Consider the following 25,329-nt stretch of genomic DNA (forward strand, 5'->3'; position numbering starts at 1 on the left):
GACGATCATACTTTTTTCAAATAACGAGGCCTCGTGAAAGTTCTTCTCATTTATACGGTGACGGAAAACGTCAACATCCCGGTGTTGCCTTTGGGCCTGGGCTGTATTGCAGCGGCGGTTGAGTCCAAAGGGCATGAGTTTTCGCTCTTTAACGCCACGGACGCCCCCGACTCCCTGAAAGCCTTAAAAGAGCGCATCCGTGAATTCCAGCCTCAGGTCATGGGCCTGTGCGCCCGCAACGTGGACAACCAGGATCGCACCAAGCCCCTGTTTTTGATCGAGCCGGTGAAGGGAATTGTCGCCGCGTGCAAGGAGGCTTCGGCCGCGCCCGTGGTCATCGGCGGGGCCGGGTTCACCATGTTTCCCGACGAAATCCTTGCGTTCTCCGGCGGGGACTTGGGAATCGCCGGACAGGGCGAGGAAAGTTTTTGCGAGCTGCTGGATCGCCTGGAGCAAGAGGCAGCTTTGGACGGCATTCCCGGGTTGGTCGTCCCGGACAAACCCTTTGACGGCAGGCTGGCGGCCGTCCGCAACCTGGACGCTTGGCCCCTGCCCCTGCCGGAAAAGCACATGATCGTGCCCGAACACTGGGACCTGAAAAGCGTCATGGTCCCCATCCAGTCCAGGCGGGGCTGCGCCCTGGATTGCTCGTACTGCTCCACAAAAAACATCGAAGGCCGCATCCTGCTCAAGCGATCCCCCGAAACCGTTGCGGAGAACGTCCGCCAATTCATGGACAAAGGCTTCCGTTACTTCTTTATTGCGGACAACACCTTCAACCTGCCGCCCTCCTACGCCCGCGCGCTCTGCACGGCCCTGGAGGAAAGGGCGCCCGGCGCAAAATGGCAGGGCATCATATACCCCAACATGCTCGGCGACGACCTGGCCCAAGTTATGGCCAAGGCGGGGTGCAAGGCGGTGTCTCTGGGCTTCGAGCATGGAGACGAGGACATGCTGCGGACCTTCAATAAGAAATTCGGGCTGAAAAAGGTGCGTGAGGTCTCGAAAAGGCTCAAAGCCCACGACATAGGCCAAAGCGGATTTTTGTTGCTGGGAGGCCCCGGTGAAACCAAAGAAAGCGTGAAAAAGGCCTTTGCCTTTTTGGAATCCCTGAAACTGGACGCCGTGCGCATCACCCAGGGGGTGCGCATTTATCCCAAAACCGCCGTCTACGAACAGGCGGTCGCCAAAGGGATCATCAAGCGGGATCAAAATATCCTGCAACCTGCCTTTTACGTGGAGCCCGGTCTGGAGGAATGGTTGAAAAACGCCGTGGCGGAATTTCAGGCAAGCCATCCGGATTGGATGTTTTTATAATTTTGGAAAGGCGTTGGACAATAAGGGGGGCGGAGGGAGTTAGCTGGATTTCTGGTTTTGTTCGGTTTTGGAATGGCCGTTTGTCCGCCGGGGATATATGATTTCCTCCAACGAAAAGGGTCGCAAACCTAATGTTGGGTTTCGTTTGGGTCTTTTCGGGCTTCCAACATTCTTAAAAAGGGGATTTCATCCAAACGCCCTGTTTAACGCTGTGCAAACTCTACCCAACCTGCTATCTTTATAGCAAAAACTTAGGTTGGGTAGAGCATGGAAAGGGCATTTTAAAAGCCCATCATCTGCCTCTTGCCGGGTCGCTTTTTATTGGCTTTCCCTTTCCGCGAAACCCAACAAATAAATCACCAAATCCTCTCCAAAAATCCCGCGCCGGGGCTCAAACGTCAAACGTAGATTTGACCCCATTTCCCCGGGCTATTTCAGAGAGAACACTGCGCGGCAAAGGCTGGTTTTATCGTCCAGGCCGTCCAGGGCCGGAGGCTCCACAATGAAAACGCGGGCCGGATCGATCTGCTTTTCGATAAGCAAAACGTCCTTGGCCGCCTGAGCGCGCTGCCAGGCAATTTGCACCAACTCCTCGTCCGGCGGCGTAACCGATTTTATGAGCATGGCTTCCATGTCCGGGACTTCAATTTTCCTGACCAGACCCAGGGCGGTTTTCTCTTTTTCAAAATCCGCGTCTTTATAGGCTTTCCAGATAATATCCTGACGCTCTTCGTCCGCGATTTGAATCTGATCCAGCGGGGTTTCCTGGCCGGCCTTGCCCATGGAGGCTTTTTTGACGGAAGCCAGAAGAGCGGTGTACCGAGCCTGGGTGATGGCCTCCCTGTCCGCATCGGGATTGGTCAGCCCCTGGATGTCCAGCTTGAGCAGGGGACGCTCCTTAAGCGCCTTGGACAGCTTGTCCAGTTTATCCAAGTCATCCGGGGAAAGCGCGGCGGAGCCCGGCTGGTATTCCAAAAAGGCCAGTTCCTCGCCGCCGCCCACCAGGGCGCCCAAGGCGGCGAATGGAGACGTAATGACCTTGATGATCACGTTTGCCAGGGCCTTGCTGATGACTTTGCCCAACTTGAACTCAGGATTGTTGGGGTCGCCCGAAACCGGCACCGGCAGTTCGATCCTTCCCTGGGGATCTTTCAGCAGGGCCAGGGCCAACTCGATGGGCGCCTTGATGGCGTCCGGGCTGTCCACCTTTTCCCCCAGGGTGAGTTGGTCAATGACAATCAGGTTGTCGCCGTCGATCAGGCCTCCTTCGTAGAGGTATTCGTGGGCCAGGGTCAGCTTGCCTTTACTCAGGCGATATCCGATGTACTTCGCCGTGTATGGGGAAAGCGGCGCCATTTCGATATTTTTAAACCCGAACACCACCTTGCCCGAAGGGGGGATGGTCAGGGGCTTGGCCCAGCCGGTTATGTTCAACGGCGCATGATTATCCAGCTTGCCGGTCATTTCGATGGTTGCCTTGGCGTCGGGATTGCTGCTGACGCTGGTGATGGTTCCGTTCAGGGCGGCCAACTCCGTGGTAAAATGAGGTTTTATGCTTCGGTCTTGAAAATAGACCACGCCGTTTTCCAGGACGATGCTTTTCACCTGGATGTCCGGCAGCTCCAGGGGCTGGGCCTCTTCCTCGGACGGAGACTCTTCCCGGGCCTGCTCCTGGGGCTGGGCCTCCTCCGTCTCGGGGGCGGCCATCTCCTGAGCCACATCCTCGGGTTTTTTCATGAGATTGGCGTAGTTGATGCTGCCGTCCTCCTCCAGGATGACCCAGGATTTGAGGTCTTTCAGATGAATCTCCTCGACGCTGGCGCTAAGAGGCTCGGTCTGCACGGATATGCCTTTGATGGACAGGACGTCCCAGTCGGCCAGGTTGGATTCCTTGCGGGTTTCAAAATCAAAGCCCGAAACCATCACATCGCCCTGAAAGGTTGCAAGGGGAACGTCGTCCTGCATGGCGAAGGTCGTCTTGCCGGTCAGCGTAAAATCCGCTCCTTTAAGCAAAGCGTCCACGTATTCCTGGAGATAGGGCGTGAGAAAGACAAGCCCCGTGTTTTGGCAACGCACGTCCATTTCCGAAGCGATGGGATCCAGGCTGATCTCCCCGGTTCCGCTGATTACTCCCCGTTCGTTGACATTCATAAAAAAAGACACGCCGGTTTTGGCGCCGGGCGCCGTGGAAAAATCCCGCACCTTGACGGACATGCCGGCGACCTCCAGGCTGACCGGGTCCGCCAGGGAGAGATCCTTAAAGGTGAAGTTGTAGTCATCCAGGTTTAAAGCAGCCAGTTCCGCCGTCCAGACCGGGCCTTGTTTTACGGGCTCAGGAGCAGGGGCGGGCTCTTCCGCGGGGGTTTGATCCGGCGCGCCCTCCACAACAGGCTCCTGCGAGGCTTCCGCAACGGCTGTTTCGGCGGCGGCGCCCTCCTTGACTTCCTCCGCGGGAGGTTGGGAGGCATCCATTTGAACATCCTGCTGGACTTCCTCCGGGGCGGCGTCAGACGCCGCTGCAACGATTTCCTCCACCGCTTCCTTTGCCGAAAGCTCGATCATCCGGGTGATGTTTATCCGCTTGGTCGGCTCCAGGGCGGCGGCGAACCATCCGCCGTTGGTGTTTACCGCGCCCACGGAGGCTTTCAGGGCGGCCATGTCCGCGTTGGCGTCCTGGACGTCAAAATGTTCCACGCCCGCCAGCTTCAAAGCGCCGTTCTGGGCGAACAGCTGCAGGTTATCCAAGGAGACGTCTGCATCTTTCATCAGAACGTCCATGACCGCCGGGTCTTTAACCAGCACGTCCAGCCCCAGGGAAAACTTGCCCAGAGAAATCTGGTAAGGCCCGCGGATTTCCGGCTGTTCCGGGTCTTTAAAGGGATCCTTCCACGCCAGGAGCGTATCCGAAACCTTGAGATTGCGAACAGCCAGGTTATGGGCGCCCGACTCCTCCATGGAGTATTGGATCGCCGCATACACCCCGGTCTTGGCTGTGACCAGGGTTCTGCCCTCTATGGTTGGGATATACGCCTTGTAGGGCGCCGCGCTGATATCCCGGAAAGAAATGCCGGCCGAGGATTTCAGCTTAGGATCGAAAATAAGGCTTTCGGCCTCAACCGTCAGGGGGGCGCCGTTGATGCTGGCTTCCAGGTTGATTTCCACGGGATTGTCCAGATCGTCGGGCAGGCCGGACAGGCCCCGGACCGCTACAAACAAGTCGATAATCTTATGGGTGGCATCTTTTTGCTTATCCACAAAAACAATATTGCCGCCGCTGACGGAAAGGATGTCCAGGGAAAACCTGGGCGGCTTTTTTTCCTGCTCTTCGTTATTTTCTTCAGGGGCATTGGTTTCAGGATTGCTTGCGGGAATCAAGTCGGCAAAGTTAAACCCGCCGTCCTCATTCATGGTTATGCGGACCAGGGGGTTTTCCAGGTCCACTTCCCCCACCACAACAGCCATGCTTGTAATGGAATCCCAGACTTTGACGTCCACGGACAGGCCGCCGAAGGAGACAAAAGCGGTTTCGTCCGGGTCGAGAATGGTGAACCCGTCCACCCTCAGGGTCAGGCCATAGGGGTTGAAAGCGACGTCTTCAATGGAGGCTTTTCGGCCGTAATCCTTTTCTACAGTACGGACCACGCCCCACTTTATTATAGCAGGGACTAAAACAAAGCCTATAATCGTGTATGCGGTCACCAGTCCTAAAATGATAATAAAGATTTTTTTAAGTCGGGACAATTGTTTCCAGCGGGCAATGGGATTCATGGCATATACCTTTATTGGAATGGGAACCGATAGTTGCGGAAAAATGCTCCGGCTGGCGGCGAGCGCCGGCGCGTCATTGAAAAGAGAAAAGGGCAGGCTGCCCGCGGACGCGCAACCTGCCCTGAAATTATGCAACAAAAAGGTCTAATTAAAAAACGGGAGTCAGTTGGACCCTTCTGTTCCGGGCGCGTCCTTCTTCCGTATCATTGGAAGCCACGGGCTTGGAGAAGCCGTAACCCTTGGCGGATAGGCGTTCCGGCATGATGCCTTTGCCAACCATGCTGTCGATCACTGCATCGGCGCGATACAGGGAAAGCTGCTCGTTGTAGGCTTTGGAGCCCTTGTTGTCCGTATGGCCTTCCACAATCAGCTTAAGGCCGGGGTTGGCCCGGAGAATGGCAACGATCTTTTTGATGCAGGACTGGTATTCCTTTTTGATCTCATAGCTGTCGAAATCAAATTCCAGGTCTTTGATGATCCAGCAGCCCACTTTGTTGACGTCTGCGCCCTTGGGAGTGCCGGGGCATTTGTCAGCATTGTCGTACACGCCGTCGCCGTCGCTGTCCAGAGGCTGGTTGGATTCTTTCAGGAAGACCTTGGTCACGAAATCGCACATGGCGTCGCCGTCGGCAATGTCAGCGGCGTTGACGGAAAAGCCGCATCCGCCGGCCTTGACGATTTTGTCCAAAATGGCTTTGCCGGTAGGGTCGGAGCCGATCTGGATAGTGTAGATGCACACCTTATTCATATAGCGGCTTTTCAGCTCCTTAGCTGCAGCAACAGCCGCTGCAGCATCCATGGCGTTTTTGTAGCCGTCGCTGACCAGGATCACGGCGGTGGAGCCGTTGGTTCTGGCAAGGTCGTCCGCGGCGCCCGACAAAGCCAGATCCATGGGGCTGTCGCCGCTGGCTTTTTTCTGAGCCGCCAGAGCGCCGCACATTTCCTTGGTCACGTACTGGGTCATGCCGTATTCCAGCTTGCTGACCTGGGAAAAGGGGCAAATGCTTCCAAAGGTGCGCAGGCCGGCCTGCAGATCCAGGTCGGGAATGGTCTGGTTCATGTGCCGCAAGGTGTTAACGGCTGTTCCCAGCTTTCCGCCGCGCATGGATCCGGATTTATCCAGGATCACCAAAAAATTGTCCACTTTTTGCGTGTACTCGCCCATTTTGGCGTTCAGGTCGCACACCTTAAAAGGGGCGGGGGCTGGCTGTTTAACAGCGCAGCCGCTTACCATAGCCAGCACGACCAGGGCGATCAACGGCATCCACATCAGCTTCTTCATAATCGGTCCTCCTCTAAAAAACCGTTTTTGGGGGGTAGATAATTGCGTTTACACGCGTTTCTTGCTTCAAAAATATAAACGAGTTCGTCCGTTAATATTTCGTATCGCATCATTCAGCATAGCATCGTCTATTTTAGGCCCCAAAGACCTGAAAGGTCAAGGCACTCTTTTTAAGAAGGATTATTTTTTCCAAAATTGCAGGCAGTCCCCTATCACAAAAAAAAACGTGCAACCTCCCTTTACTTCACATAAAATCAGAAAAATTCTCACAAAACCATAATTGATGAAAATTCCATCAAATGTCAAATTTTATCAAATCGGGCCTTTTCATAACCCCGGTACTTGGCCTATATTAGGGCGAAGGCTCCCGCTAATAATTTTTTTTAGAAAGGATAACATACCATGGACATTGAAGTGATCCTCGCCAAGGCTCAGGAGTTGCTTACTTTATACGGCTTGAAGATTGTTGCTGCGCTGTTGATTTTCATCCTGGGGCGCTGGATTTCCAAATTCCTGCGCAAGGTGATCGTCAACCTCATGACAAAAGCCAAAGTGGACGCCACCCTGGTTTCCTTTGTCAGCAACATTTCATACATCGGGCTCCTGATTTTCGTCATTGTAGCGGCCCTCAACCAACTGGGCATCCAGACCACGTCCTTCATCGCCATATTAGGCGCCGCCGGCCTGGCTATCGGCCTGGCGCTTCAGGGGTCCTTGTCCAATTTCGCGGCCGGCGTGCTGATGATCATCTTCCGGCCATTTGAAGTGGGGCACAGGATTGATGGAGGCGGGGTTTCGGGCGTTGTGGAGGACATCCATATTTTCACCACCAAGCTGAAAACCGTGGACAACAAAACCGTCATCGTTCCCAACTCCGTCCTGACAGGCGATAACATCATCAATTATTCCGCCAAACCAACCATGCGGGTGGATTTTGTCATCGGCGTCAGCTACGACGCGGACGTGGATCATTGCAGGAAGGTCTTGACCGAGGAAATCCTCAAGGATGACAGGGTTTTGAAAAATCCAGAGTTGTTCGTGGGCGTCCTTGAACTTGCCGACAACAGCGTGAACTGGGTGGTTCGGCCGTGGGTGAAAACCGAAAACTACTGGCCGGTTTACTTTTCCTACATGGAAAACATCAAAAAGCGCCTGGACGCGGAAGGCATTGGCATTCCGTATCCCCAGAGGGATGTGCACCTGTATCAGCACGCGCCAGAATAAATCCATGCTGGTTCACGGGGAAAGGGGCTTGGGCTCCTTTCCCCCTATCTTAAGCGCTTTTCGGGTAATCCCGGTTTTTCCCGCCACCTCCAAACCTATGGGGTCTACGTTTGACCCCATTCCCCTAATTGACAGCACTTAACGCGGCGCCTATCTTTTCACGAAGAAGGGAGGACGACTATGAGCGACAATTCCGTTATTATATCGTGCAGTTCCTGCGGCGCAAAAAACAGGGTTCCGGTTTCCCGCCTGGAGGATCGCCCGGTCTGCGGAAAGTGCAAAACCCGGCTGCCCGCGCCCTCCGCAGCAAACCGCCCTGTGGATGTGACCGACGCGAGCTTTCAAAACGAGGTCCTTGCCAGTCCGATTCCGGTGCTCCTGGATTGCTGGGCGCCCTGGTGCGGCCCCTGCAAGATGGTGGCGCCCGTCCTGGATGAAATCGCCAGGGAATACGTCGGCACAATCAAGGTGGCGAAGCTGAACGTTGACAATAATCCGGCCACGGCGTCCCAGTTCAGAACCCAGAGCATCCCCACCATGATCCTGTTTAAGAACGGCCGGGAGGTCGACCGTTTGGTGGGGGCGGCGCCCAAACAGCAGATCATTAACTTTGTCCAGAATCAACTGTAGGGCGGCTGGAAACGTACTTTAGCATATTTTCCGCTCCCATGCCTGGCATGGGAGCGGACCTTAATAGATGCGCAGCCCGTTGCATTCCCATCATCAAATCCGATTTTCATTGACTTACCGGCCAATTAGGACCATACCGATCAGGACGATATAATTACGACCTCTCCACGGACAGGAAGAAAAGACTCTCGTCCCGCCGACCGCTCCGTCCAGGGGCCCAACCTTTACCCTGGCGGACTGTTATGCACCTTAAACCATATTTTGATCCTCACTCCCCTTTTATGAGCCAGTACACGCCCAGGTTCCTGGAGCGTTTTGACCTGTCCTTCCATGACGAAGGCTTGTGCACCGAGTATTTTATCGAAACCCTGGACGAGCATCAGACCATATCGTCCGCCCTGGTGCTTTCGCAGAACACCTTTGCCAACAACCTGCACGTCTCCCGGTTTTATCCGGAATTGGCCAAACGGACCAATTGCAAGTATATGTCCGCCGTGGCCTTTTATCTGATGATCCACCATTTTTCCCAAACCCACCATCTTAACAACCAATGCCGGATTTCCCTGGACACCACCAACAGGGTGTTTGATCAATTTTACTCCCATTTGCTGGATTTCAATTTTTGCATCCGCCGGCAAATGGCGGGGGGAAACGTGGCCTTGATCAGCGATTACTGCCACGATAAAATCAATCTGGCCATGATTCATCCCCACGCGGAGCAGGACGACGGGCCGGCCTTTTTGTATACCTGAACGCCTTGCCAGGGGAGTTGCGTTTGAGGATTGATTTGCAAACGAACGGCTCAAACGTCAAACGTAGACTTGACCCCATTCTGGGTTTATGGGGTGGAGCATAGCCCCGCCCCGGTCTGAATTACCGATTTCCGCCCCTAAGTTGAATCCCGCCTTGCAGCATGGCCTGAACCAGGTAGAGGCCTGCCAGGATGCGAAATCCCGCCGGACCTCCGGCTGATCCCAGGCAGGCGCCCAGGATAATGGGGCCGCCAAAATACCCCAATCCCCAAAACAGATAAAAGGCCCCGGAAGCCGTCCCTTTTAACGAATCCCCCACGGAGTTGTTCAGCCACGCCAGGGAGGAGACACAGAACATCCCCAGCCCCCAACTGGCTAAAAACAGCCAGGGGTAAACCATCCACCCGCTTTTTGCGGGAAAAATTACCAGGCCTGCGGCGGCTGCGGCCAGGCCGCAAAGCATGATTTTGCCGCTCCCGCACCGGTCTGACGCCTGGCCGGCGACGATCTGGGACAGGCTGATCGCCGCATAGAAAAACATAAAGAACCACCCCACCCCAGCTTGGGAAAAGCCCTTGTACTCCATCAAGAAGCCGGGCAGCACCGTCAAAAAGCTGCCGTATCCGGCGCCGTACAGGATGATCCCGCCGAATACGGCCAGGGTTGCGGGCTTTTTTAAGAGCAATAGGAACTCGGCGGAATCCATTTCGCCTTCGGGCGCCAGGGTCCTGGATTCCGGTTCTTGAACAAACGCGATGATCAGAACTGCTCCAAGGGCGCATAAGACGGCAAACAGCAAAAACGGCTCGTTATGCAGCCAGCGGGAGGAGATCACAATTCCGAAGCCGCTGCCCAGAGTGAGCCCCAGGTGCAGGGAGGCGTTGTATACGCCGATGGCCTTTCCCTTGGATTCGGGCCGCAGGGTGCAAAGCAAGGCCGGGGCCAGCGCCCACAAGGGCGCCTCACCCGCGCCTTGCAGCATGCGTCCGAAAAATACCGTTTCCTGGCTTTGGGAGAACCAATATAAAAGCCCGGAAAGCGAGCAAATCAGATATCCGCCCGCTAAAAAGCGCTTGAATCCGTAGCGGTCGGACAAGCGGCCGATGGGAAATTGCAGCAAGACAAACGAGACGGCGAAAAACGAGGCCAGCCAGCCCACGGTCTTAAAAGAGCCTGTCAGGGTGAAGATTTTTTGAGGCAGCAGGGAGACGATGAGCCCGACTCCGAACATGATTAAGAATACAGCTATATTGAGCGCAATAATGCACCGTTGATTTTCCATAACAAATCCGCCTGTAACATCTAAACCAAGTTGGCTTCATTCCAGTAAGTTCGGTGTATTTCCGGCAAAGGACGCAGCCGCCGCTTTGTTACTTGAGTAAAGCTGCTTGGGCGTTTGCCGCCGTGAGAGCAGTTCCTCCAAAGAAGGGCTGGGCGCAAAGACGCACCGGCGGCTTCTTTCGGACGCAACTCAAGGGAGCAATTTAGTATTGATTAAAAATGGCCTGGCAACGCTTAGACGTTACAGGGCGGAGGAGGCAGAATTTGTTGTAAGAAAATCATGATGAAAATCCTGATTTGAATTGTTTTTCCCGGCGAGGGGCGCCCGCCGAACTTCTTCTTGTTTATATAGGCCGCCGCCCTCCAAGTCAAACGCAAACAGGAGGGCTTCAGGTTGCGTTCAAGCATATGAGATCGAACGAAGGCCTTCTTTGATCGCACCGCGTATTGAAACTGATAGTCATTATTCTCCAATCTTTGTAATTTAATTATATTTTATCAATACCTTAAATCACTAATAGGAAAGAATAGCCTTTAAAAGGTTGCCAAGACCCCCTTCATGGAATATCTTTTATAAACTCGGCTTTGGAGATTATAAATTAACAACCTCGTACGCGGGGGGATGGAAGGTTTTATTTAATGAAGAAATGGCTGCAAAACGATCTGGCTTGTCCGGAATGTTTTTCCAATAAAAATCTTTTGGATTTAATAGTTAAAGAAGAAGTTGACGACGACGTCCTGGAGGGGAGGCTCGTCTGCACGGATTGCGGCGCGCAATTTGAGATTTCCGGCGGCGTGGCTATCCTGCTGCCCAAGAAAACCCGGCACATATTGTCCGAAACCTCGGGATACAATTCCCAGAGCATGCTGTCCGCGTACTTGTGGAGCCACTTTTCCGAATTTTTCAACGGCCCCAATGCAACCGAGGCCTACACTATCTGGTCCTCTTTGTTTGACGGCAAAAACGGCTACGCCGTGGACATCGGGTGCGCCGTGGGCAGGCTCTCCTTTGACCTAAGCAGGACCCATTCCCGCGTTATCGGCCTGGACACCTCCCTATCCTTTATTAAGCGGGCGCGGCGCATCATGAAGGAAAGAAGCCTGCATTTTGACATGATCCTGGAAGGCAACATCACGGAACGGCAGGTTTGCGAACTCAACCCGGATTGGAACTACGACCGGGTGGAGTTTGTCGTGGCCGACGCCCTGGCCCTGCCTTTTCACGAGGATTTGTTTTCCACGGCTTCGTCCATCAACATTTTGGAAAAGGTGCCTCACCCGATCCAGCACTTGCAAGACGTCAACCGGGTTCTTAAAAAGAAGGATTCCGTGTTTGTGTTTTCCGATCCCTTTTCCTGGGACGCTTCCGTCTCCACTCCGGACCTTTGGCTGGGAGGCCGCAACCAGGGGCCCTTCCAGGGCCGGGGGGTGGATAACATGGAACGCCTGCTCAGCAATGGGGACGGGGTCTTTACCCCTCCCTTTGAAGTGAGTAAAAAGGGGGACGTTTTGTGGAAGATCAGAAAGACGGAAAATTTGTGGGAGTATATTCACTCCCAATACCTCATTGGCGTGAGATAGCAACCCCCTGACAGGAAAGAGTTATGACGCAAACCAAACATGGCATTTGCGGCCTGTGCTTCCACAGCCCGGGCTGCGGCGTGATTGTCCATTTTGACGATGAAGGAAAGATCGACCATCTGGAGCCGGACCCGGACGTCCCCATGGGCGAGGTCCTGTGCCCCATATCAAAAAGCGCCCGGGATATTGTGTACTCGGACAAAAGGCTGTCCACGCCCCTTCGGCGCACCGGCCCCAAAGGGACCTACGAGTTTGAGCCCATCACCTGGGACGAGGCCTACGACGAGATCGCAGCCAAGCTGAACGAGTTAAAGGATAAACACGGCCCGGAATCCGTGGGCTTTTACGCCGGCACCGGAACCTACGAGCGCTCCTTTAAAGACGCGTACCAGTTGAAGGGCTCGGAGATTTACCTGGCCTCCAGCGTGTTGTTCCCGTTTGGGTCTCCCAACACCTTCGGCGTGGGCGCACCCTGCTACACGTCCTTAGGCGTATTGGCGCCCAAAGTCACCATGGGCTGCCTGCATATAGACATGTACTCCGACCTGGACAACGCGGACCTGATCCTGGTCTGGGGCACGGACCCTTCCACGTCCACCCCGCCGGCGGCTTTCAGCAAGCTGGAGCGGGCCGCGGAGGAAGGCGCGGAAATCGTCGTCATCGATCCCCGGCGCACCAAAAGCGCGGACCTGCCCGGCGCCGAATGGCTGCCCATCCGTCCCGGCACGGACGGCGCCCTGGCCCTGGCCCTGGCGCATGTGATCATCCGGGACGATCTGCACGATGTGGAATTTACGGAAAACTGGTGCCAGGGCTTTGAGGAATTCGCCGAATACGTAAAGGATTTCACCCCGGAATACGTCTCGGAATTGACCGGCATTGACGCGGATCGCATCGAGGAGCTGGCCGAAAGCATCGCCGAGGCCGACGGGGCCACCTACGTCATGTACACGGGCCTGGAATACACCAAAAGCGGCGTCCAGAACATTCGGGCGGTCATGGCTTTATGGGCGGTGGCCGGCCAATTGGACGTGGAAGGCGGCCGCAACTTTTTGCATCATGACGCCTTCATCTCCCTGAACAAGTCCATCCTGAAGGAATCTCCGGGGATGGATAAATCCATCGGCAAGGGCAAATTTCCGGTTTATGCGAAATATTGCGGGGGAGAGCCTCACGCCATCCTCCTGCCCAAGGCCATCATTGACGGCGCCCCCTATAAAATCCGGGGCCTGTTCATCCAGGGCGCTTCCATCCTCACGGCGTGGCCCGATCCCAAGGTCTGGCAAAAAGCCATGGAGGAGCTGGACTTTTTGGTCTGCATCGACCTGCAAATGACCAAGGACGCCGCATTTGCGGACATTGTGCTGCCTGCATCCACAGCCTTTGAGCAGGAATCCTATTGCTATTACGGCAACGCTATCCGCTACCGGGAGAAAATGATCGAACCCGTGGGCGAGGCCAAGCCCAATCACCAGATCCTTGCCGAACTGGCCGAACGCCTGGGCTACGGGGACTTGTACGCCAAAGATCCCAAGACCCTGCTGGGCTCCGTCCTGGAAGGCTCGGGCTACAGCCTGGACGACCTGTTGAGCGCGGAAAATTACGTCATTAAGAAGCCCGGCAAGCCCATGGAATACAAAAAATGGGAAAAAGGCCTGCTCCGAAAAGACGGCAAGCCCGGATTTGAAACCCCATCCGGAAAATTTGAAATCAAGTCCACCGTCCTGGAAAAGCACGGTTATGACGGCCTGCCCAAATACGAGGAATCCTTTGAAACTCCGGTGAGCGATCCGGACCGGTTCAAGAAGTTCCCCCTGATCCTGGGGACCGGACCCTTTAAGCCGGACATGAAGTCCTGCTTCCGGGCCATCCCGAGGTTCATGAAAAAATTCCCCTCCCCGGCCATCCAAATAAGCCCGGCGGACGCGGCGGAACGCAGGCTGGAAACCGGCGATCTGGCCACGCTCAAAACCGCCCGGGGTTCGGTGGTCATGCGGGTTTTCGTCACGGATAAAATCATGGAGGGATTCGTCTACGCTCCGGTGGGCGGCGGCGGCCCCCTGGGAACCGAGGAATGGCAGGCGGCGAACGTCAACATGCTCACCGACCTGGAGCAGTTCGACCCCATTTCCGGCTTTCCCGTGTACAAAACCCTGCTTTGCCAGATAAAGCGCAAACGGGACAAGCGCCATAAGATCGAAGTCCCGGACCCCACCCTGGGGTGCGTGGGATAAGATCCTTCCAACATCAAAAATCAGCTAACCATGATTCCAATGGGGCGGCCCGGAAAGTACGGGCCGCCCCTTTTTTGTGCATTGCGGGCGGCAGACGGATAGACTTGGTTGAATTCATGCTTTTTGTTTGGCGTTAGGTGGGGTATCCGTCCGTTGGATATGCCAGGATTCCATTATCGAGAAAGGTCGCACCTACTGCGCTAACGCGCCCAGGCAAGATACTGCTTTGCCTGGGCCACCCAACATTGGCAACGGCTTTCAGTTGCTCGGGCGGCGCTGGCAGCGTCGTACGCCGCCGTGCTGCAAAGCGACAGTAGGCGCGGCCGGGTCAGGTTGTTTTAATTGGGGATGGCCGGCGGGCGGATGGCAAAGGGAGACTCTGCAGTCTATAAAATGGGCTGCTCCTGCGGCAGGCCCTGCTGAGAACTCCGAATCTTTCTTTCAGCAAGGGTTCCCCTGACTCCATTCATTGCCAGGACTACGGCCAATATTTTTAAAAGAAACAAATCGGAGCCGGAATCCATGATTGTGAGGATAACCTCGCAGACCATATAGATCAGAATCAGAATGGCGCTTATGAAGCAATTTTCTTTCCATACTCTCCAGGTGAGGAAGCCAGGTATCACGATTATATAAACAAAGAGGCGGAACAGGATAAACTGCAGGACAATGCTCTCAATGTTGGCGGCTGGAATCTCTAAAGTAGACGAATTAATAAACAGGATGAAACAAAACGACAGCGTTATCCACAACCCGGCCCAGGCCCCTTGATCAACGGCCTTCTTTCTTTGTGTCGGATCGCTTGTGTCCGGCCAAAACCATTTATACTCTTTTGAGGCATCTTCTTTTCCCATGTGGTTTTACACCTTTTTTAATGCCGTCGATTTTAGCCGCCATAGGACAAAACAAACAGGGATGACTCCAATCCTCATGAATTGGCTTTACGATGGTTCTCGTATTCCTGCACCAGCTTTTGCACGGCCTGGGTGGGGGAGAGGTTTCCTTCCACCACGTCGGATTCAATGCCGGGAATCATGGCTTTCACCGTGGGATTACCATAGAAGGCCGTCCTCAGATAATCGTCCACCATGGAGTGGACCCACCGGACCGTCTGGGCGTTGCGGCGGCTTTGAAACACGCCGGAGGCCATGGTATTGGCCTTGAAATCCTCCACGGTTTTCCACACGTCGGGGATTTTATCGCCGGTCAGGGAAGATGCGGTCAGCGCTTGCGTGGTCCAACCTTCCGTCGCTGGCAGCAGATAGTGGATGATGCGTTCAAATTCGGACCGGGCCATCTCGGCGCGCTGCTTGTTGTCGCCGTCGGCCTTGTTGATGAGGATGGCGTCGGCAAGCTCCATGATGCCTTTTTTCATGCCCTGGAGTTCGTCGCCCGCCCCTGCTATCAGCACCAGCAAGAAGAAATCCACCATGGACCGGACTTCGGTTTCGCTCTGGCCTACGCCCACGGTTTCCACCAAAATCACGTCGAACCCGGCGGCTTCGCAGATCAGCATGGTTTCGCGGCTTTTCCGGGTGACGCCGCCCAGGACTCCGCTGGACGGGCTGGGGCGGATGAAGGCGTTTTTGTTGCGGGATAGGTTTTGCATGCGGGTTTTATCGCCCAGGATGCTGCCCCGGGTGAGGGAGGACGAAGGGTCCACGGCCAGAACCGCCACCTTGTGGCCCCGGTCGCACAAAAGGGAGCCCAGGGCTTCGATAAAGGTGCTTTTACCCGCGCCCGGCACGCCCGTAATGCCCACCCGGACGGAATTTCCGGTGTGGGGGATGAGTTCCTTGAGCATGCGCTGAGCCCGCTCCATGTGAGCGGGGACGTTGCTTTCCACCAGGGTGATGGCCCGGCCTAATACGGTCCTGTCCTGCGCCAGAACGCCTTGGACGAAATCCTGCACCCGCAGGTTTTTGCGGCGAACCACGGGCGCCGCGGCGGGTTTGGAGGAGGCGCCGGGCATGCCGTCGTGCCCGCCTTCCACGCCGTCTACAACCAGGGAAGCAAAGCCTTTGCCGTCACAATCTTGGGGCGCCCATTCCGGGCGTTTGCCTGAACTCATGCGCACTCTCTATGCAATGAAAAGGGGCGCAACCGGGTAAAACGGCCGCGCCCCTTCCGGTTATTAGTAGACTGGATTATTCAGCCAGCCGTTTGTTCAACTCCACCATGACCTTTTGGGCGGCCACGGGAATGACCGTGCCGGGGCCGAAAATCAGGGATGCTCCGTGCTCTCTGAGGAATTGGTAATCCTGAGCCGGGATAACCCCGCCCACGATGACCATAATATCCTCGCGGCCGTGTTTTTTCAACTCTTCAACCAATTTGGGCAAAAGGGTTTTATGACCGGCGGCCAGGCTGCTCATGCCAACAATGTGGACGTCGTTTTCCACAGCCTGGAGGGCTGCTTCCTCGGGCGTCTGGAACAGAGGCCCGATGTCCACGTCAAAACCCAGGTCGGCGAAGGCCGTGGAAATGACCTTGGCGCCCCGGTCGTGCCCGTCCTGGCCCATCTTGGCGACCATGATGCGGGGACGGCGGCCTTCGGCCTCCTCGAATTCGTCCGTCATCTTACGGACGGCGGCCACTTCTTCCTCTTCGCCGAATTCCGTGCTGTATACGCCGGATACGCTGCGCGTCACTGCTTTATGCCTCCCGGTGACCTTCTCGATTGCATAGGAAATTTCGCCCAGGCTGGCCCGGACCCGTGCGGCCTTGACGGCCAGATCCAGCAGGTTGCCGTTTTCGGTTTCCGCAGCCTTGGTAATGGCTTCCAATGCCTGGGATACGGCGGCTTCGTCCCGGCCGTCCTTCAACTGAGCCAGACGTTTGAGCTGGGATTCGCGTACGGCCGTGTTGTCCACTTCCAGGACTTCCATGGGATCTTCCGTCTCGGGGCGATACTTGTTGACGCCCACGATGACTTCCTTTTTGGAGTCGATGCGCGCCTGTCTGCGGGCCGCCGCTTCTTCAATTCGCATTTTGGGAAGCCCGGTGTCAATGGCTTTCGCCATGCCGCCCAGGGATTCGATCTCGCAAATATGGCCCCAGGCGCGATCCACGATCTGGGAGGTGAGGCTTTCCAGATAGTAAGACCCGGCCCAGGGATCCACCACCTTGCAGATTTTGGTTTCGTCCTGGAGAAACAACTGGGTGTTCCTGGCGATCCGGGCCGAAAAATCCGTGGGCAGTGCGATGGCTTCGTCCAGGGAGTTGGTGTGCAGGCTCTGGGTATGGCCCAAAGCGGCGGACATGGCCTCGATGCAGGTCCTGCAGACGTTGTTGTACGGATCCTGTTCGGTAAGGCTCCAACCCGAGGTCTGGGTGTGGGTGCGCAAGGCCAGGCTCTTGGGATTCTTGGGATCAAAGCCCTTGATGAGCTTGGCCCAAATCAAACGGCCTGCACGGAGCTTGGCCACTTCCATGAAGTGGTTCATGCCCGTGCCCCAGAAAAAGGACAGGCGGGGCGCGAAGGTGTCCACGCTCATGCCCGCGGCCACGCCGGTTTTGACATACTGATAGCCGTCGGCCAGGGTATAGCCCAGCTCGATGTCAGCCGTGGCGCCCGCTTCCTGCATATGGTAGCCCGAGATGCTGATGCTGTTGAACTTGGGCATGTTCTGGCTGGTGAACTCAAAGATGTCCGCGATGATCTTCATGGAAGGCGTGGGCGGATAAATATAGGTGTTCCGCACCATGTATTCCTTGAGGATGTCGTTCTGGATGGTTCCCGTAAGCTGCTCGTGGGATACGCCCTGCTCTTCGGCGGCCACGATATAATAGGCCAGGATGGGCAGAACTGCGCCGTTCATGGTCATGGACACGGACATCTGGTCCAGCGGAATGCCGTCAAACAGGATTTTCATGTCCAGGATGGAGTCCACAGCCACGCCGGCCTTGCCCACGTCGCCCACCACGCGTTCGTGGTCCGAGTCATAGCCGCGATGGGTGGCCAGGTCGAATGCAATGGACAGGCCCTTCTGGCCCATGGCCAGGTTGCGGCGGTAAAATGCGTTGGATTCCTCAGCCGTGGAAAAGCCCGCGTACTGACGGACGGTCCAGGGCCTGGTGACGAACATGGTGGGGTAAGGCCCGCGAAGATAAGGCGGAATGCCGGACACAAATCCGGTGTGCTCCAGATCGGCGACGTCTTCCCCTGTATACAGGGCCTTGACCGGAATCTGCTCGTTGGTCATCCATTCAAAATCTATAGCGTCGGCGGCAGCCTGATCCAGGGCTGCCTTCCATTCGGCCAGTCCCGCCTTGGATTTGGGCGGGTTGTAAGCCATGGCAGTAAAATCAGGTGTCTTATTCATGAGTCAGTCCGCTCCGTTTTTGAAGGTTTAACAGCAGGGTGTAGCAATCAGCCCCCATGAAGATGTAATCGTCCATGCCTGCGTCCCTGTAGGATTGCTCCAGGTCCTTGGCGGGCTTGCCGGCAAGGAGCACAAAGGCGTCGGAGACTTTTTCCTTGAGCAGCTTGGCCAGGGGCGGTACGATTTCGGGATAGGCTTTATCCGTGGAGCAGATAATGGCGATATTCGCGCCGGAATCGACGAACGCCTGGGCGCAGTCTTCGGGAGTCTGGAATCCGGTGTTTTCCACCATTTCAAACCCGCCGGGCTGAAAAAATCCGCCGGAGAAGTCGGCCCGGGCCTTGTGCTGCGGAACGGGGCCCATGTTGGCCAAAAAAATCTTGACCCGTTCGCCGGTTTCCTTCACATGCTTGTCCATGGCGGCGCGAAGGCTTTCAAAAGGCTCCGAGCCCCGGTGGATGGCCAAGGGCGTCACGCTTCCGGAACCGGCTTCCATGGCTCCAAAGATGGCGCTCAGGCTGGCGCCAGCCTGGGCTGCGGCCACGGCTTTGTCCATGGTTTCGGGCGCCGCCGGGCTGTCTTTCATGGCCTCTTCCAGGGCTTTCAGCATGTCGCCGCCGTTTCCGGCCGCCTTGCAGAATTCCTCCACCTGGGCCGCCCTTTTGGATTGCAGCGCGGCATGATCCACCGCCGGGACTTCCAGGGGCTTTTCCGCCAGGTTGGCGTACATGTTGGTTCCCACAAAGACATCTTTGCGCTTTTTGATGTTCTTGGCCTTTTGCTCGGCCACATCCACGCACATGCTTTGAGGCAGGCCTTGCTCCAGGGCTTTGGCCATGCCGCCGGCCTTTTCGATTTCCTGAAAAATTCCCCAGGCTTTTTCGGCCACCGTATTCGTGAGGGTTTCCACATACCAGGAGCCGCCCGAAGGATCCACGGGTTGGGTGAACCGGCTTTCCTCCTGCAAGACGATCTGCAAGTTGCGGGACACCCTGCGAGAGAACTCGTTGGGCTGACGGGCGACTTCGTCAAAAGGCGCCACGTAAATCATGTCCGCGCCGCCCATGGCGGCTGCAAAGCATTCGGTGGTGTTTCTCAGCATGTTCACGTAAGGATCGCACAGGGTCTTGGTCCAGGCCGAGGTGCGGGCGAACATAAACAGCTTTTGCGATTCTTCATTGCCGCCGAAAGCGTCGGCGATCTGGGTCCAAAGAATGCGCGCCGCCCTGAGCTTGGCGATTTCCATGAAAAAATGACCGCCCACGGAAAAGGAGAAGCAAACCTTGGGAGCGATTACGTCGAATTCCACCCCGCGGTCCTGCATGGCCCTGATGTATTCCACGGCCGTGGCCACGGCGAAAGCCAGTTCCTGAGTGGCGCTGGCGCCCGCGTCATGATAGGGCGAGCCGCTGGCGATGATGGTCCGCACATGGCGGGCGTTGGACTTGGCCCACATGAGCAAAGCGGTCATGGAGTCGTAAGCCGCATTCAATGAAATGGGGATGGCGCCCTTGGCGGCCAATTCCCCCAGAGGATCGGCGCCGACGCATCCGGCCAGGCTGGCGGCGAACTTGCCGCTCACCAACTGCCCGGCGGCCATGAGGCTGGCGATGGGAAGAGCCGTGGCCCCTGCATTGACGAACATGGGAATGTTGGCGGTGTCCACTCCGGCCAGGGCCTTGGCGAAATCGCCCGCACAGGCCGCGGAAAGGCCCATGGCCCCCACGTCTTCCGCCTTGGCCTGCCCCGGATCCTGACCCAGCTTGACTGCAGGGTCCAAAACCACCTGCAGGCCGGTCTGGCCCCTTTCCAGATCATGCACCGCCGCCTTGTTGAACTCCTCAGGCATGGAGCACGAAATAGCCTGGCAAATATTCCAGGGATTGATAAGGAAGCCGTCCGCCTTGGTTCCGCGCACAAAAGGGGCGCTTCCCGGCATGGTGTCAATGTGCGGCAAATCCTTGATTTCATGCTGCCAGTACATGGGCTGAAGATCAATGTCCTCATAGGTTTTGGTGATGACCTTCTTTTCAAAGGGCGCGCCTTTGAGGCTGGCCACCGCCGCATCGTACCATTCCTGATAGCTGGGGAAGGAAAACTCGGAAAAGAGCTTCTCTCCTTCACCCCTCGGGGTTAGGGTCGGTGCATTGTTTGACATGGTAGACATCCGCTCCGTTGGTTATGGGTAAAAATAAAAAAAGGGCCGCCCCTGAACAAAATTTATTCCAATCGATCAATTTTATGGTCGAACGGATTGGAACCAGGAGCGCGTCTCGCATCGCCAGGCAAAAAAAAATCAGGCCGCGCCCAAGCCATGAAAGTAAAAAGAACCAAGCAGCTTTCTATTATTTTCAAGAACTTGTAATTCTGCGCCGCATAGCGCGCCGGTTTTTTCCATCATGTTATTCCAGCGCTTGATGTAAATTTATCATAGCCCGAATAAATATGCCATATTTTTTTATAAAAGGAAAAGGGGGAATCGCCTGAAAATGGGCATTTTTTGAAGGGGGAATGGCAGAGGGACTCCCTCCGGCCCAAGAGCCGGGCCGGAGGAGGCTGAAAGCGAAGCGCGGCGGACCGCCGCACGAACTATGGGCCTCAGGAAAAGCCGCCGGGAGGCCCGCATGAGGACTTTGCAAAGGAACCGCCCCGCCGGCTGGAAAAGCAGGACATAAGGCGTTCGGTTTCCTTGGCGCCGCATTTGGGGCATGGGGGAGTTTCCTTGTCGGACATTCCCACGATTTCCTCAAAATCCCGGCCGCATTTTTTGCAGTTGAATTCGTAAATGGGCATAACTTCCTCCGTTTGATGAATTGCCATCCTTAATAAAAATAAGGCAAAGAATAAGGGACGTCAATACTTGGAGGAAAGAGGAGTGGGCGCCGCTGGGATATAAGCCCATGACATTGCATGTTTGAGCTGGTTTGGAGGTATCCACCGCCGCAGAAATTTATCCGCCATTGATGTTGGGCGCCCCAGGCAGAGCAGTATCCTGCCTGGGCGCGTTAGCGCAGCAGGTGCGACCTTGTTTGACAATAGAATCATGGCATCTCCAACGGCCAAAGGCTCCATCCAAAACCAAACAAAAAGCACGAATTCAGCCAAGTCCACCCGTCGGCCGACCTTTCCTGACTTTGACAATCTTTCCGGCCGCGTGAAAAGAAAGCAGGGCAAGCCCTGAAGTTACATTGCCTCTTTAAAACCGTGATGGCTAAATTCGGTGTGTAGCGACAGGCCCCCGGGGCCTGTCCTTGAACGCGCTTTGCGCGTTCCATAGGCGCCCACAGGGGGGCGCAACTACATTGCATATTAATCTGTAAGTTTGTATTCTTCGTCTGCGGCAGGGATTTCCCCGCCCAGAAGGACGCGGAGATACGGTAGTTGGGAGGCGGTGGAGGGCCCGATTTGCCGCCTAAATCACGGCCAGGACCATGGTGGCGTCGTCCGTGCTGCCGTCGTCGCGGACGTGTTTGAGGATGGCCTGGGCTTTGTGCTCCAGGCTTTCCGGGCCGGACAGGATGGCTGTCAGGGCCTTGGGGGTGATGTGATCGTGCACGCCGTCGGTGGTGAGCATGAACAAGGCGCCGGGGCTGAACTCCAAGGCGCCGGTCACGGGCTCGCAGTCCCCTGCTCCCACACACTGGTCCAGGAGCCGAAGCCCGGGATGCCTGCGGGCCTCTTCCGCCGTGATTTCGCCTTCGTCGTATAAAAACCAGGCCATGTTCTGGTCCTTGGTGACATAGCGCAGCCTGCCGTTTTCAAACAGCACCAGGCGGCTGTCCCCCACGTGAACCCATTGGGCGGAGGAGCCTCGCACCACAACGGCGGTCAGGGTGGCCCCCATGTCCTCAAAGCACGCATCCTCCGACGCCTTGCAAAAGATGGCCTGATCGGTCTGCTGCACCAGTTTTTCCATAATCCCGCCGGCTGTAAGATCATGATCCGGCATGGCGTCCAGGCCGTCCATGATCATTTGCGCGGCGATGCCTCCGCCGGCCGAGGAGCCCATGCCGTCGGCAATGGCCAGAAGCACGGCGCCGTCCGGGGTTTCCTTGACAAGGCGCCGGTCCTGGTTTTCGTTCCGTTTCAGGCCCATGTCGGATAAGGCGAATGATTCCACGTATTGTATTCCTTTTTCTATATGTCCGGAAAATTGGCGGCTTTGAGGGTTACACCCAGTTTTTTCATGGCTGAGGAAAACTCTTCGGTCAGGCGCCCCACTTCCTTTTGCTTGTCTTCTTCATAAATCAAAAACAACGAGGTCATCTTCCTAACCGGCGGTGCGCACTCCAGGGGTAGGTCGCACTGGGGCAATATCTCGGTCAGGGCCTCGATGATCTCCCCGGCCTTGTTAAACCGCTCGTCCGGCGCACGCTTCCCCGCCTTCATGATCACCTGGCGCAGGGCCGGAGGCAGGTCCGGGGCCTTCTCCGCCGGGTCCGGGACGTCCCGTTCCAGGTGGCCGTCCAACAAGGCCATGATATCGTTTCCGGGAAAGGCGCGCTCTCCGGTGACCATTTCGTAGGCGGCCAGACCCAGGGAGTATATGTCGGTTCTTTCGTCCACGGGATCTCCGTCGATCTGCTCGGGAGACATGAACGCCGCCGTGCCGGTCTCGCCGAAGTCTTCCGTGCCGATTTTGCAGGCGATGCCGAAATCCATGATTTTCAGCCGGTCTCCGGTTTGTATGAACAGGTTGGAGACGTTGATGTCGCGGTGGATGATTCCGAACTTATGGGCGTATTCCAGGCCGCGGCAGGCCTGGACCATAAAATCCGCAGCCAGGAGGGGCGAAAGCCTGCCCAGGCGCTTAATCATGTCGGACAAAAGCTCGCCTTCCAGATACTCCATGATAATGAAAACGGTCCGGTACAGCTCCTCGATGTCAAATACCCTGACGATGTTCTCGTGGTTGAATTTGGCGATGCTTTCGGCTTCGTTGCGGAAGGCGGCCAGAAAATCCGGGTCCAGGGCCTTGTCGTGATGGAGCATCTTGATGGCCACGGGCATTTCCAGGGCGGTGTGGATTCCCTTGTACACCATGGAAAACCCGCCCTTGCCCAGAACCTCCCTGGCCGTGTACCTGCCCACGGCCCGGTCCGCCATGGGGCGATCCGCGCTCAGGCGGTCAGCGACCAATTCGGTCAAAAACTCCATGAGGTCCCGGTCTTTTTCCACCATGGCCTCAAACTGATCCCGGCGGATCACCCACAGGCACATGGGCGTTTCAGCCTCCACGTGGGCGGAATACGGCGCGCCCGTAAGAAGGGCGGTGACGCCCACCACCTCGCCCAGGCCCCGGCGTCCAATGGCGACAAGCTCGCCGTCCTTCTCCACAAGAATTCTGCAGGAGCCTTTTTGGATGATGTATCCGGCCTCGCTGTTCGCATTCTGGATTATAAAACGCTCTCCTTGTGCGACGTGCTTGATTTCCAGGCCCTGCATCAGGGGCTTTTTTCCGTCCATGGTGACAAAACGGAGGAATTTAGTGCGCAGGTCCCCTTGGTCCTCGGCTTCCTGAACCTTTTGGAAGAACGGGCACGAGATGCAAGAGGAGATTTTATCCTCTTCCGGGCCAGGGGTTTGGTTATGGCACATGGTTCCGTCCACGGCCCAGCAAAGGCGGCCGGCGTTTTTCCCGTTGTTTACGCCGTCCAGGGCGGTTTTCAACGCCGCTTGGCACGGACCGTTTTCATCCACGTTGGCGCCGCCCGGCTCCTTGCCGCACTGGGTGTATTCCCAACAATTGGGTGGTTCGATTTTTTCAGTCATGAGATGTCTCCCGCAACGATACGTTTGGCTTGGGTAAAATCATAATGAGCGGGGTTTGGCAAGTCAATCAAAGAGGACGATGGTGTTTACAGCAGCGGGATTTTGCCTAATTCCATTCCTTGACAAGGGCGCGGCGGAGGTAGGTGCGGTATTCTTCCGGGTGTTCATTGAGGATGAACCGGAGATAGGCCACGTTTTTCTCGATGGCGGCTTCATAAAGGTCTTTATCAATGTTCCAGCGTTCGCGAAAATGAGCCCGGACGTAATGGCGCACGCCGTTCAGATCATTGTCCAGGCGCACCTTGGCCATTTCGTAAAAATCGGCGGTTTTGCGCAGAAGATCCAACTCGCTGGCAAATCCGGGAACGCCGGCCTCTTCAAACTCGTAATAAAGAAAGATGAGTTTTTCCAGGTAATTCCTGGCCGCCATCTGCCCCAGGAGGTCGGCGGTGCCCAGCATCTGGCCCAACATGCGGTAGGACTCGTTGGAAAAGCAAATATCGCAGACTTCCACGTCCAGGTCCGTGCATTCCAGAAAGCAACTGCAGATTTTAAAGTCCCTTTCGGAAAAGCCTCGGGAGTTGAAGTACAACTTCATGAACTCCACGCTCCGCTGCACGTGGATGAGGGTGTAGCGTGCGCCCGTACCCCGGTGGTCGTCTTGGCGTTGGATGTAACCGGTGTCGTGAAGAAGAGCGGCGATGAGGCCCAGGAACACGTCGGTTTCGTTCAGAGGCTTGCCTTCCACAACGGCGCCGTGCATAAGGCGAGCCATTGCCAGGAAAGCATCCGTGGTGTGCTGGAGATCATGAAAACGGGTGTTGCACCGTTTGAAATCGGGATATTTTCCGGCGAACAGGGTCAGGATATCATCAAAAACGCTGCGGATGAAGTCAAAGCTGGTTTCGTCAAACATGAGCCTGACGATATTCTCCGCCTCTTTCAGGACTTCCCGGGGTTTTTCCATAGAAACCAAGTCGTCAATTTCAGGAAGCACCACGACAGGCGGTTCTCTGGTAACAGACTGATTTCTCATTAATCCCCCTCATCCCCTTGTACAAAAAAAAAGCTAAAGAGACTGCGCATAGTGGACATTAGATCATACTAAACCATGACCTTTAGCAGGTGTCAAGTCATGAGATAGACTTAAGGTGCAAAATCGG

General features: G+C 56.0%; 17 protein-coding genes. 6 read left to right on the plus strand and 11 right to left on the minus strand.

Annotated features, from left to right (window positions below; genetic code table 11):
* The first annotated feature begins 33 nt into the window (after nt 1-33).
* Entirely contained in the window at nt 34-1,317 is a 1,284-nt protein-coding gene (locus G491_RS0104860; RefSeq protein ID WP_028313783.1) for a B12-binding domain-containing radical SAM protein, read from the plus strand.
* 429 nt (nt 1,318-1,746) lie between these two features.
* Here the strand turns inward: G491_RS0104860 and G491_RS0104865 are convergent, their stop codons facing one another.
* Nucleotides 1,747-5,085, minus strand: coding sequence for a DUF748 domain-containing protein (locus G491_RS0104865; protein ID WP_028313784.1), 3,339 nt, complete (start codon nt 5,083-5,085; stop codon nt 1,747-1,749).
* A 148-nt stretch (nt 5,086-5,233) separates the two neighbouring features.
* Nucleotides 5,234-6,367: an OmpA family protein gene (locus tag G491_RS0104875; protein ID WP_051327041.1), complete on the minus strand. Its 1,134-nt coding sequence runs from the start codon at nt 6,365-6,367 to the stop codon at nt 5,234-5,236.
* 402 nt (nt 6,368-6,769) lie between these two features.
* Here G491_RS0104875 and G491_RS0104880 point away from each other — a divergent pair, with 402 nt between their 5' ends.
* The 3 genes from G491_RS0104880 (at nt 6,770) to G491_RS29465 (ending at nt 8,973) form a co-directional block, all read left to right on the plus strand.
* Nucleotides 6,770-7,591, plus strand: a complete 822-nt coding sequence (locus tag G491_RS0104880; RefSeq protein WP_012609378.1) for a mechanosensitive ion channel family protein — start codon at nt 6,770-6,772, stop codon at nt 7,589-7,591.
* 180 nt (nt 7,592-7,771) lie between these two features.
* Complete coding sequence (trxC, locus tag G491_RS29460; protein WP_028313786.1) at nt 7,772-8,221, plus strand: thioredoxin TrxC; 450 nt, start codon at nt 7,772-7,774, stop codon at nt 8,219-8,221.
* A 242-nt stretch (nt 8,222-8,463) separates the two neighbouring features.
* A complete protein-coding gene (locus tag G491_RS29465) occupies nt 8,464-8,973 on the plus strand; it encodes a hypothetical protein (RefSeq protein WP_012609376.1) in 510 nt (169 codons plus the stop codon).
* 121 nt (nt 8,974-9,094) lie between these two features.
* On the opposite strand, the gene G491_RS0104895 is transcribed toward G491_RS29465, so the two are convergent.
* Nucleotides 9,095-10,255, minus strand: coding sequence for an MFS transporter (locus tag G491_RS0104895; protein ID WP_028313787.1), 1,161 nt, complete (start codon nt 10,253-10,255; stop codon nt 9,095-9,097).
* A 638-nt stretch (nt 10,256-10,893) separates the two neighbouring features.
* Between G491_RS0104895 and G491_RS0104905 the strand changes: the two genes are divergently transcribed.
* Entirely contained in the window at nt 10,894-11,835 is a 942-nt protein-coding gene (locus G491_RS0104905) for a methyltransferase domain-containing protein (protein ID WP_028313788.1), read from the plus strand.
* A gap of 23 nt (nt 11,836-11,858) precedes the next feature.
* Nucleotides 11,859-14,069, plus strand: coding sequence for a molybdopterin-containing oxidoreductase family protein (locus tag G491_RS0104910; protein ID WP_028313789.1), 2,211 nt, complete (start codon nt 11,859-11,861; stop codon nt 14,067-14,069).
* Nucleotides 14,070-14,455: 386 nt separating this feature from the next.
* Here G491_RS0104910 and G491_RS0104915 read toward each other — a convergent pair whose 3' ends face one another.
* The 8 genes from G491_RS0104915 to G491_RS29480 form a co-directional block, all read right to left on the minus strand.
* Nucleotides 14,456-14,923, minus strand: coding sequence for a hypothetical protein (locus G491_RS0104915; RefSeq protein WP_028313790.1), 468 nt, complete (start codon nt 14,921-14,923; stop codon nt 14,456-14,458).
* A 74-nt stretch (nt 14,924-14,997) separates the two neighbouring features.
* Nucleotides 14,998-16,140: a methylmalonyl Co-A mutase-associated GTPase MeaB gene (gene meaB / locus G491_RS0104920; protein WP_028313791.1), complete on the minus strand. Its 1,143-nt coding sequence runs from the start codon at nt 16,138-16,140 to the stop codon at nt 14,998-15,000.
* A gap of 76 nt (nt 16,141-16,216) precedes the next feature.
* Nucleotides 16,217-18,394: a methylmalonyl-CoA mutase gene (gene scpA / locus G491_RS0104925; RefSeq protein WP_028313792.1), complete on the minus strand. Its 2,178-nt coding sequence runs from the start codon at nt 18,392-18,394 to the stop codon at nt 16,217-16,219.
* Nucleotides 18,387-20,552 (minus strand): methylmalonyl-CoA mutase family protein, encoded by a 2,166-nt coding sequence (locus tag G491_RS29470; RefSeq protein WP_035217779.1) that lies wholly within the window; start codon nt 20,550-20,552, stop codon nt 18,387-18,389. Before G491_RS29470 ends, scpA begins: the two co-directional genes overlap by 8 nt.
* Before the next feature lie 440 nt (nt 20,553-20,992).
* Complete coding sequence (locus tag G491_RS0104935) at nt 20,993-21,187, minus strand: FmdB family zinc ribbon protein (protein WP_012609368.1); 195 nt, start codon at nt 21,185-21,187, stop codon at nt 20,993-20,995.
* A gap of 619 nt (nt 21,188-21,806) precedes the next feature.
* The gene (locus tag G491_RS0104945; RefSeq protein WP_028313793.1) at nt 21,807-22,514 is read right to left on the minus strand and encodes a PP2C family protein-serine/threonine phosphatase; all 708 of its coding nucleotides are present in this window, start codon (nt 22,512-22,514) and stop codon (nt 21,807-21,809) included.
* Between the two features lie 17 nt (nt 22,515-22,531).
* A complete protein-coding gene (locus G491_RS33375; RefSeq protein ID WP_051327042.1) occupies nt 22,532-24,166 on the minus strand; it encodes a protein kinase domain-containing protein in 1,635 nt (544 codons plus the stop codon).
* A 106-nt stretch (nt 24,167-24,272) separates the two neighbouring features.
* Nucleotides 24,273-25,202 (minus strand): hypothetical protein, encoded by a 930-nt coding sequence (locus G491_RS29480; protein WP_012609365.1) that lies wholly within the window; start codon nt 25,200-25,202, stop codon nt 24,273-24,275.
* Between the last annotated feature and the right edge of the window lie 127 nt (nt 25,203-25,329).

The sequence above is a fragment of the Desulfatibacillum aliphaticivorans DSM 15576 genome, assembly GCF_000429905.1.
Lineage (GTDB): Bacteria > Desulfobacterota > Desulfobacteria > Desulfobacterales > Desulfatibacillaceae > Desulfatibacillum > Desulfatibacillum aliphaticivorans.

What these genes read in the sequence shown, in the direction of transcription:
- G491_RS29465 (WP_012609376.1), top strand. Translation starts at nt 8,464, where the DNA reads ATGCACCTTAAACCATATTTTGATCCTCACTCCCCTTTTATGAGCCAG.
- G491_RS0104910 (WP_028313789.1), top strand. Translation starts at nt 11,859, where the DNA reads ATGACGCAAACCAAACATGGCATTTGCGGCCTGTGCTTCCACAGCCCG.
- scpA (WP_028313792.1), bottom strand. Translation starts at nt 18,394, where the DNA reads ATGAATAAGACACCTGATTTTACTGCCATGGCTTACAACCCGCCCAAA.
- G491_RS0104905 (WP_028313788.1), top strand. Translation starts at nt 10,894, where the DNA reads ATGAAGAAATGGCTGCAAAACGATCTGGCTTGTCCGGAATGTTTTTCC.
- G491_RS0104935 (WP_012609368.1), bottom strand. Translation starts at nt 21,187, where the DNA reads ATGCCCATTTACGAATTCAACTGCAAAAAATGCGGCCGGGATTTTGAG.
- G491_RS0104865 (WP_028313784.1), bottom strand. Translation starts at nt 5,085, where the DNA reads ATGAATCCCATTGCCCGCTGGAAACAATTGTCCCGACTTAAAAAAATC.
- G491_RS0104880 (WP_012609378.1), top strand. Translation starts at nt 6,770, where the DNA reads ATGGACATTGAAGTGATCCTCGCCAAGGCTCAGGAGTTGCTTACTTTA.
- G491_RS29480 (WP_012609365.1), bottom strand. Translation starts at nt 25,202, where the DNA reads ATGAGAAATCAGTCTGTTACCAGAGAACCGCCTGTCGTGGTGCTTCCT.
- G491_RS33375 (WP_051327042.1), bottom strand. Translation starts at nt 24,166, where the DNA reads ATGACTGAAAAAATCGAACCACCCAATTGTTGGGAATACACCCAGTGC.
- trxC (WP_028313786.1), top strand. Translation starts at nt 7,772, where the DNA reads ATGAGCGACAATTCCGTTATTATATCGTGCAGTTCCTGCGGCGCAAAA.
- G491_RS29470 (WP_035217779.1), bottom strand. Translation starts at nt 20,552, where the DNA reads ATGTCAAACAATGCACCGACCCTAACCCCGAGGGGTGAAGGAGAGAAG.
- G491_RS0104895 (WP_028313787.1), bottom strand. Translation starts at nt 10,255, where the DNA reads ATGGAAAATCAACGGTGCATTATTGCGCTCAATATAGCTGTATTCTTA.
- meaB (WP_028313791.1), bottom strand. Translation starts at nt 16,140, where the DNA reads ATGAGTTCAGGCAAACGCCCGGAATGGGCGCCCCAAGATTGTGACGGC.
- G491_RS0104915 (WP_028313790.1), bottom strand. Translation starts at nt 14,923, where the DNA reads ATGGGAAAAGAAGATGCCTCAAAAGAGTATAAATGGTTTTGGCCGGAC.
- G491_RS0104875 (WP_051327041.1), bottom strand. Translation starts at nt 6,367, where the DNA reads ATGAAGAAGCTGATGTGGATGCCGTTGATCGCCCTGGTCGTGCTGGCT.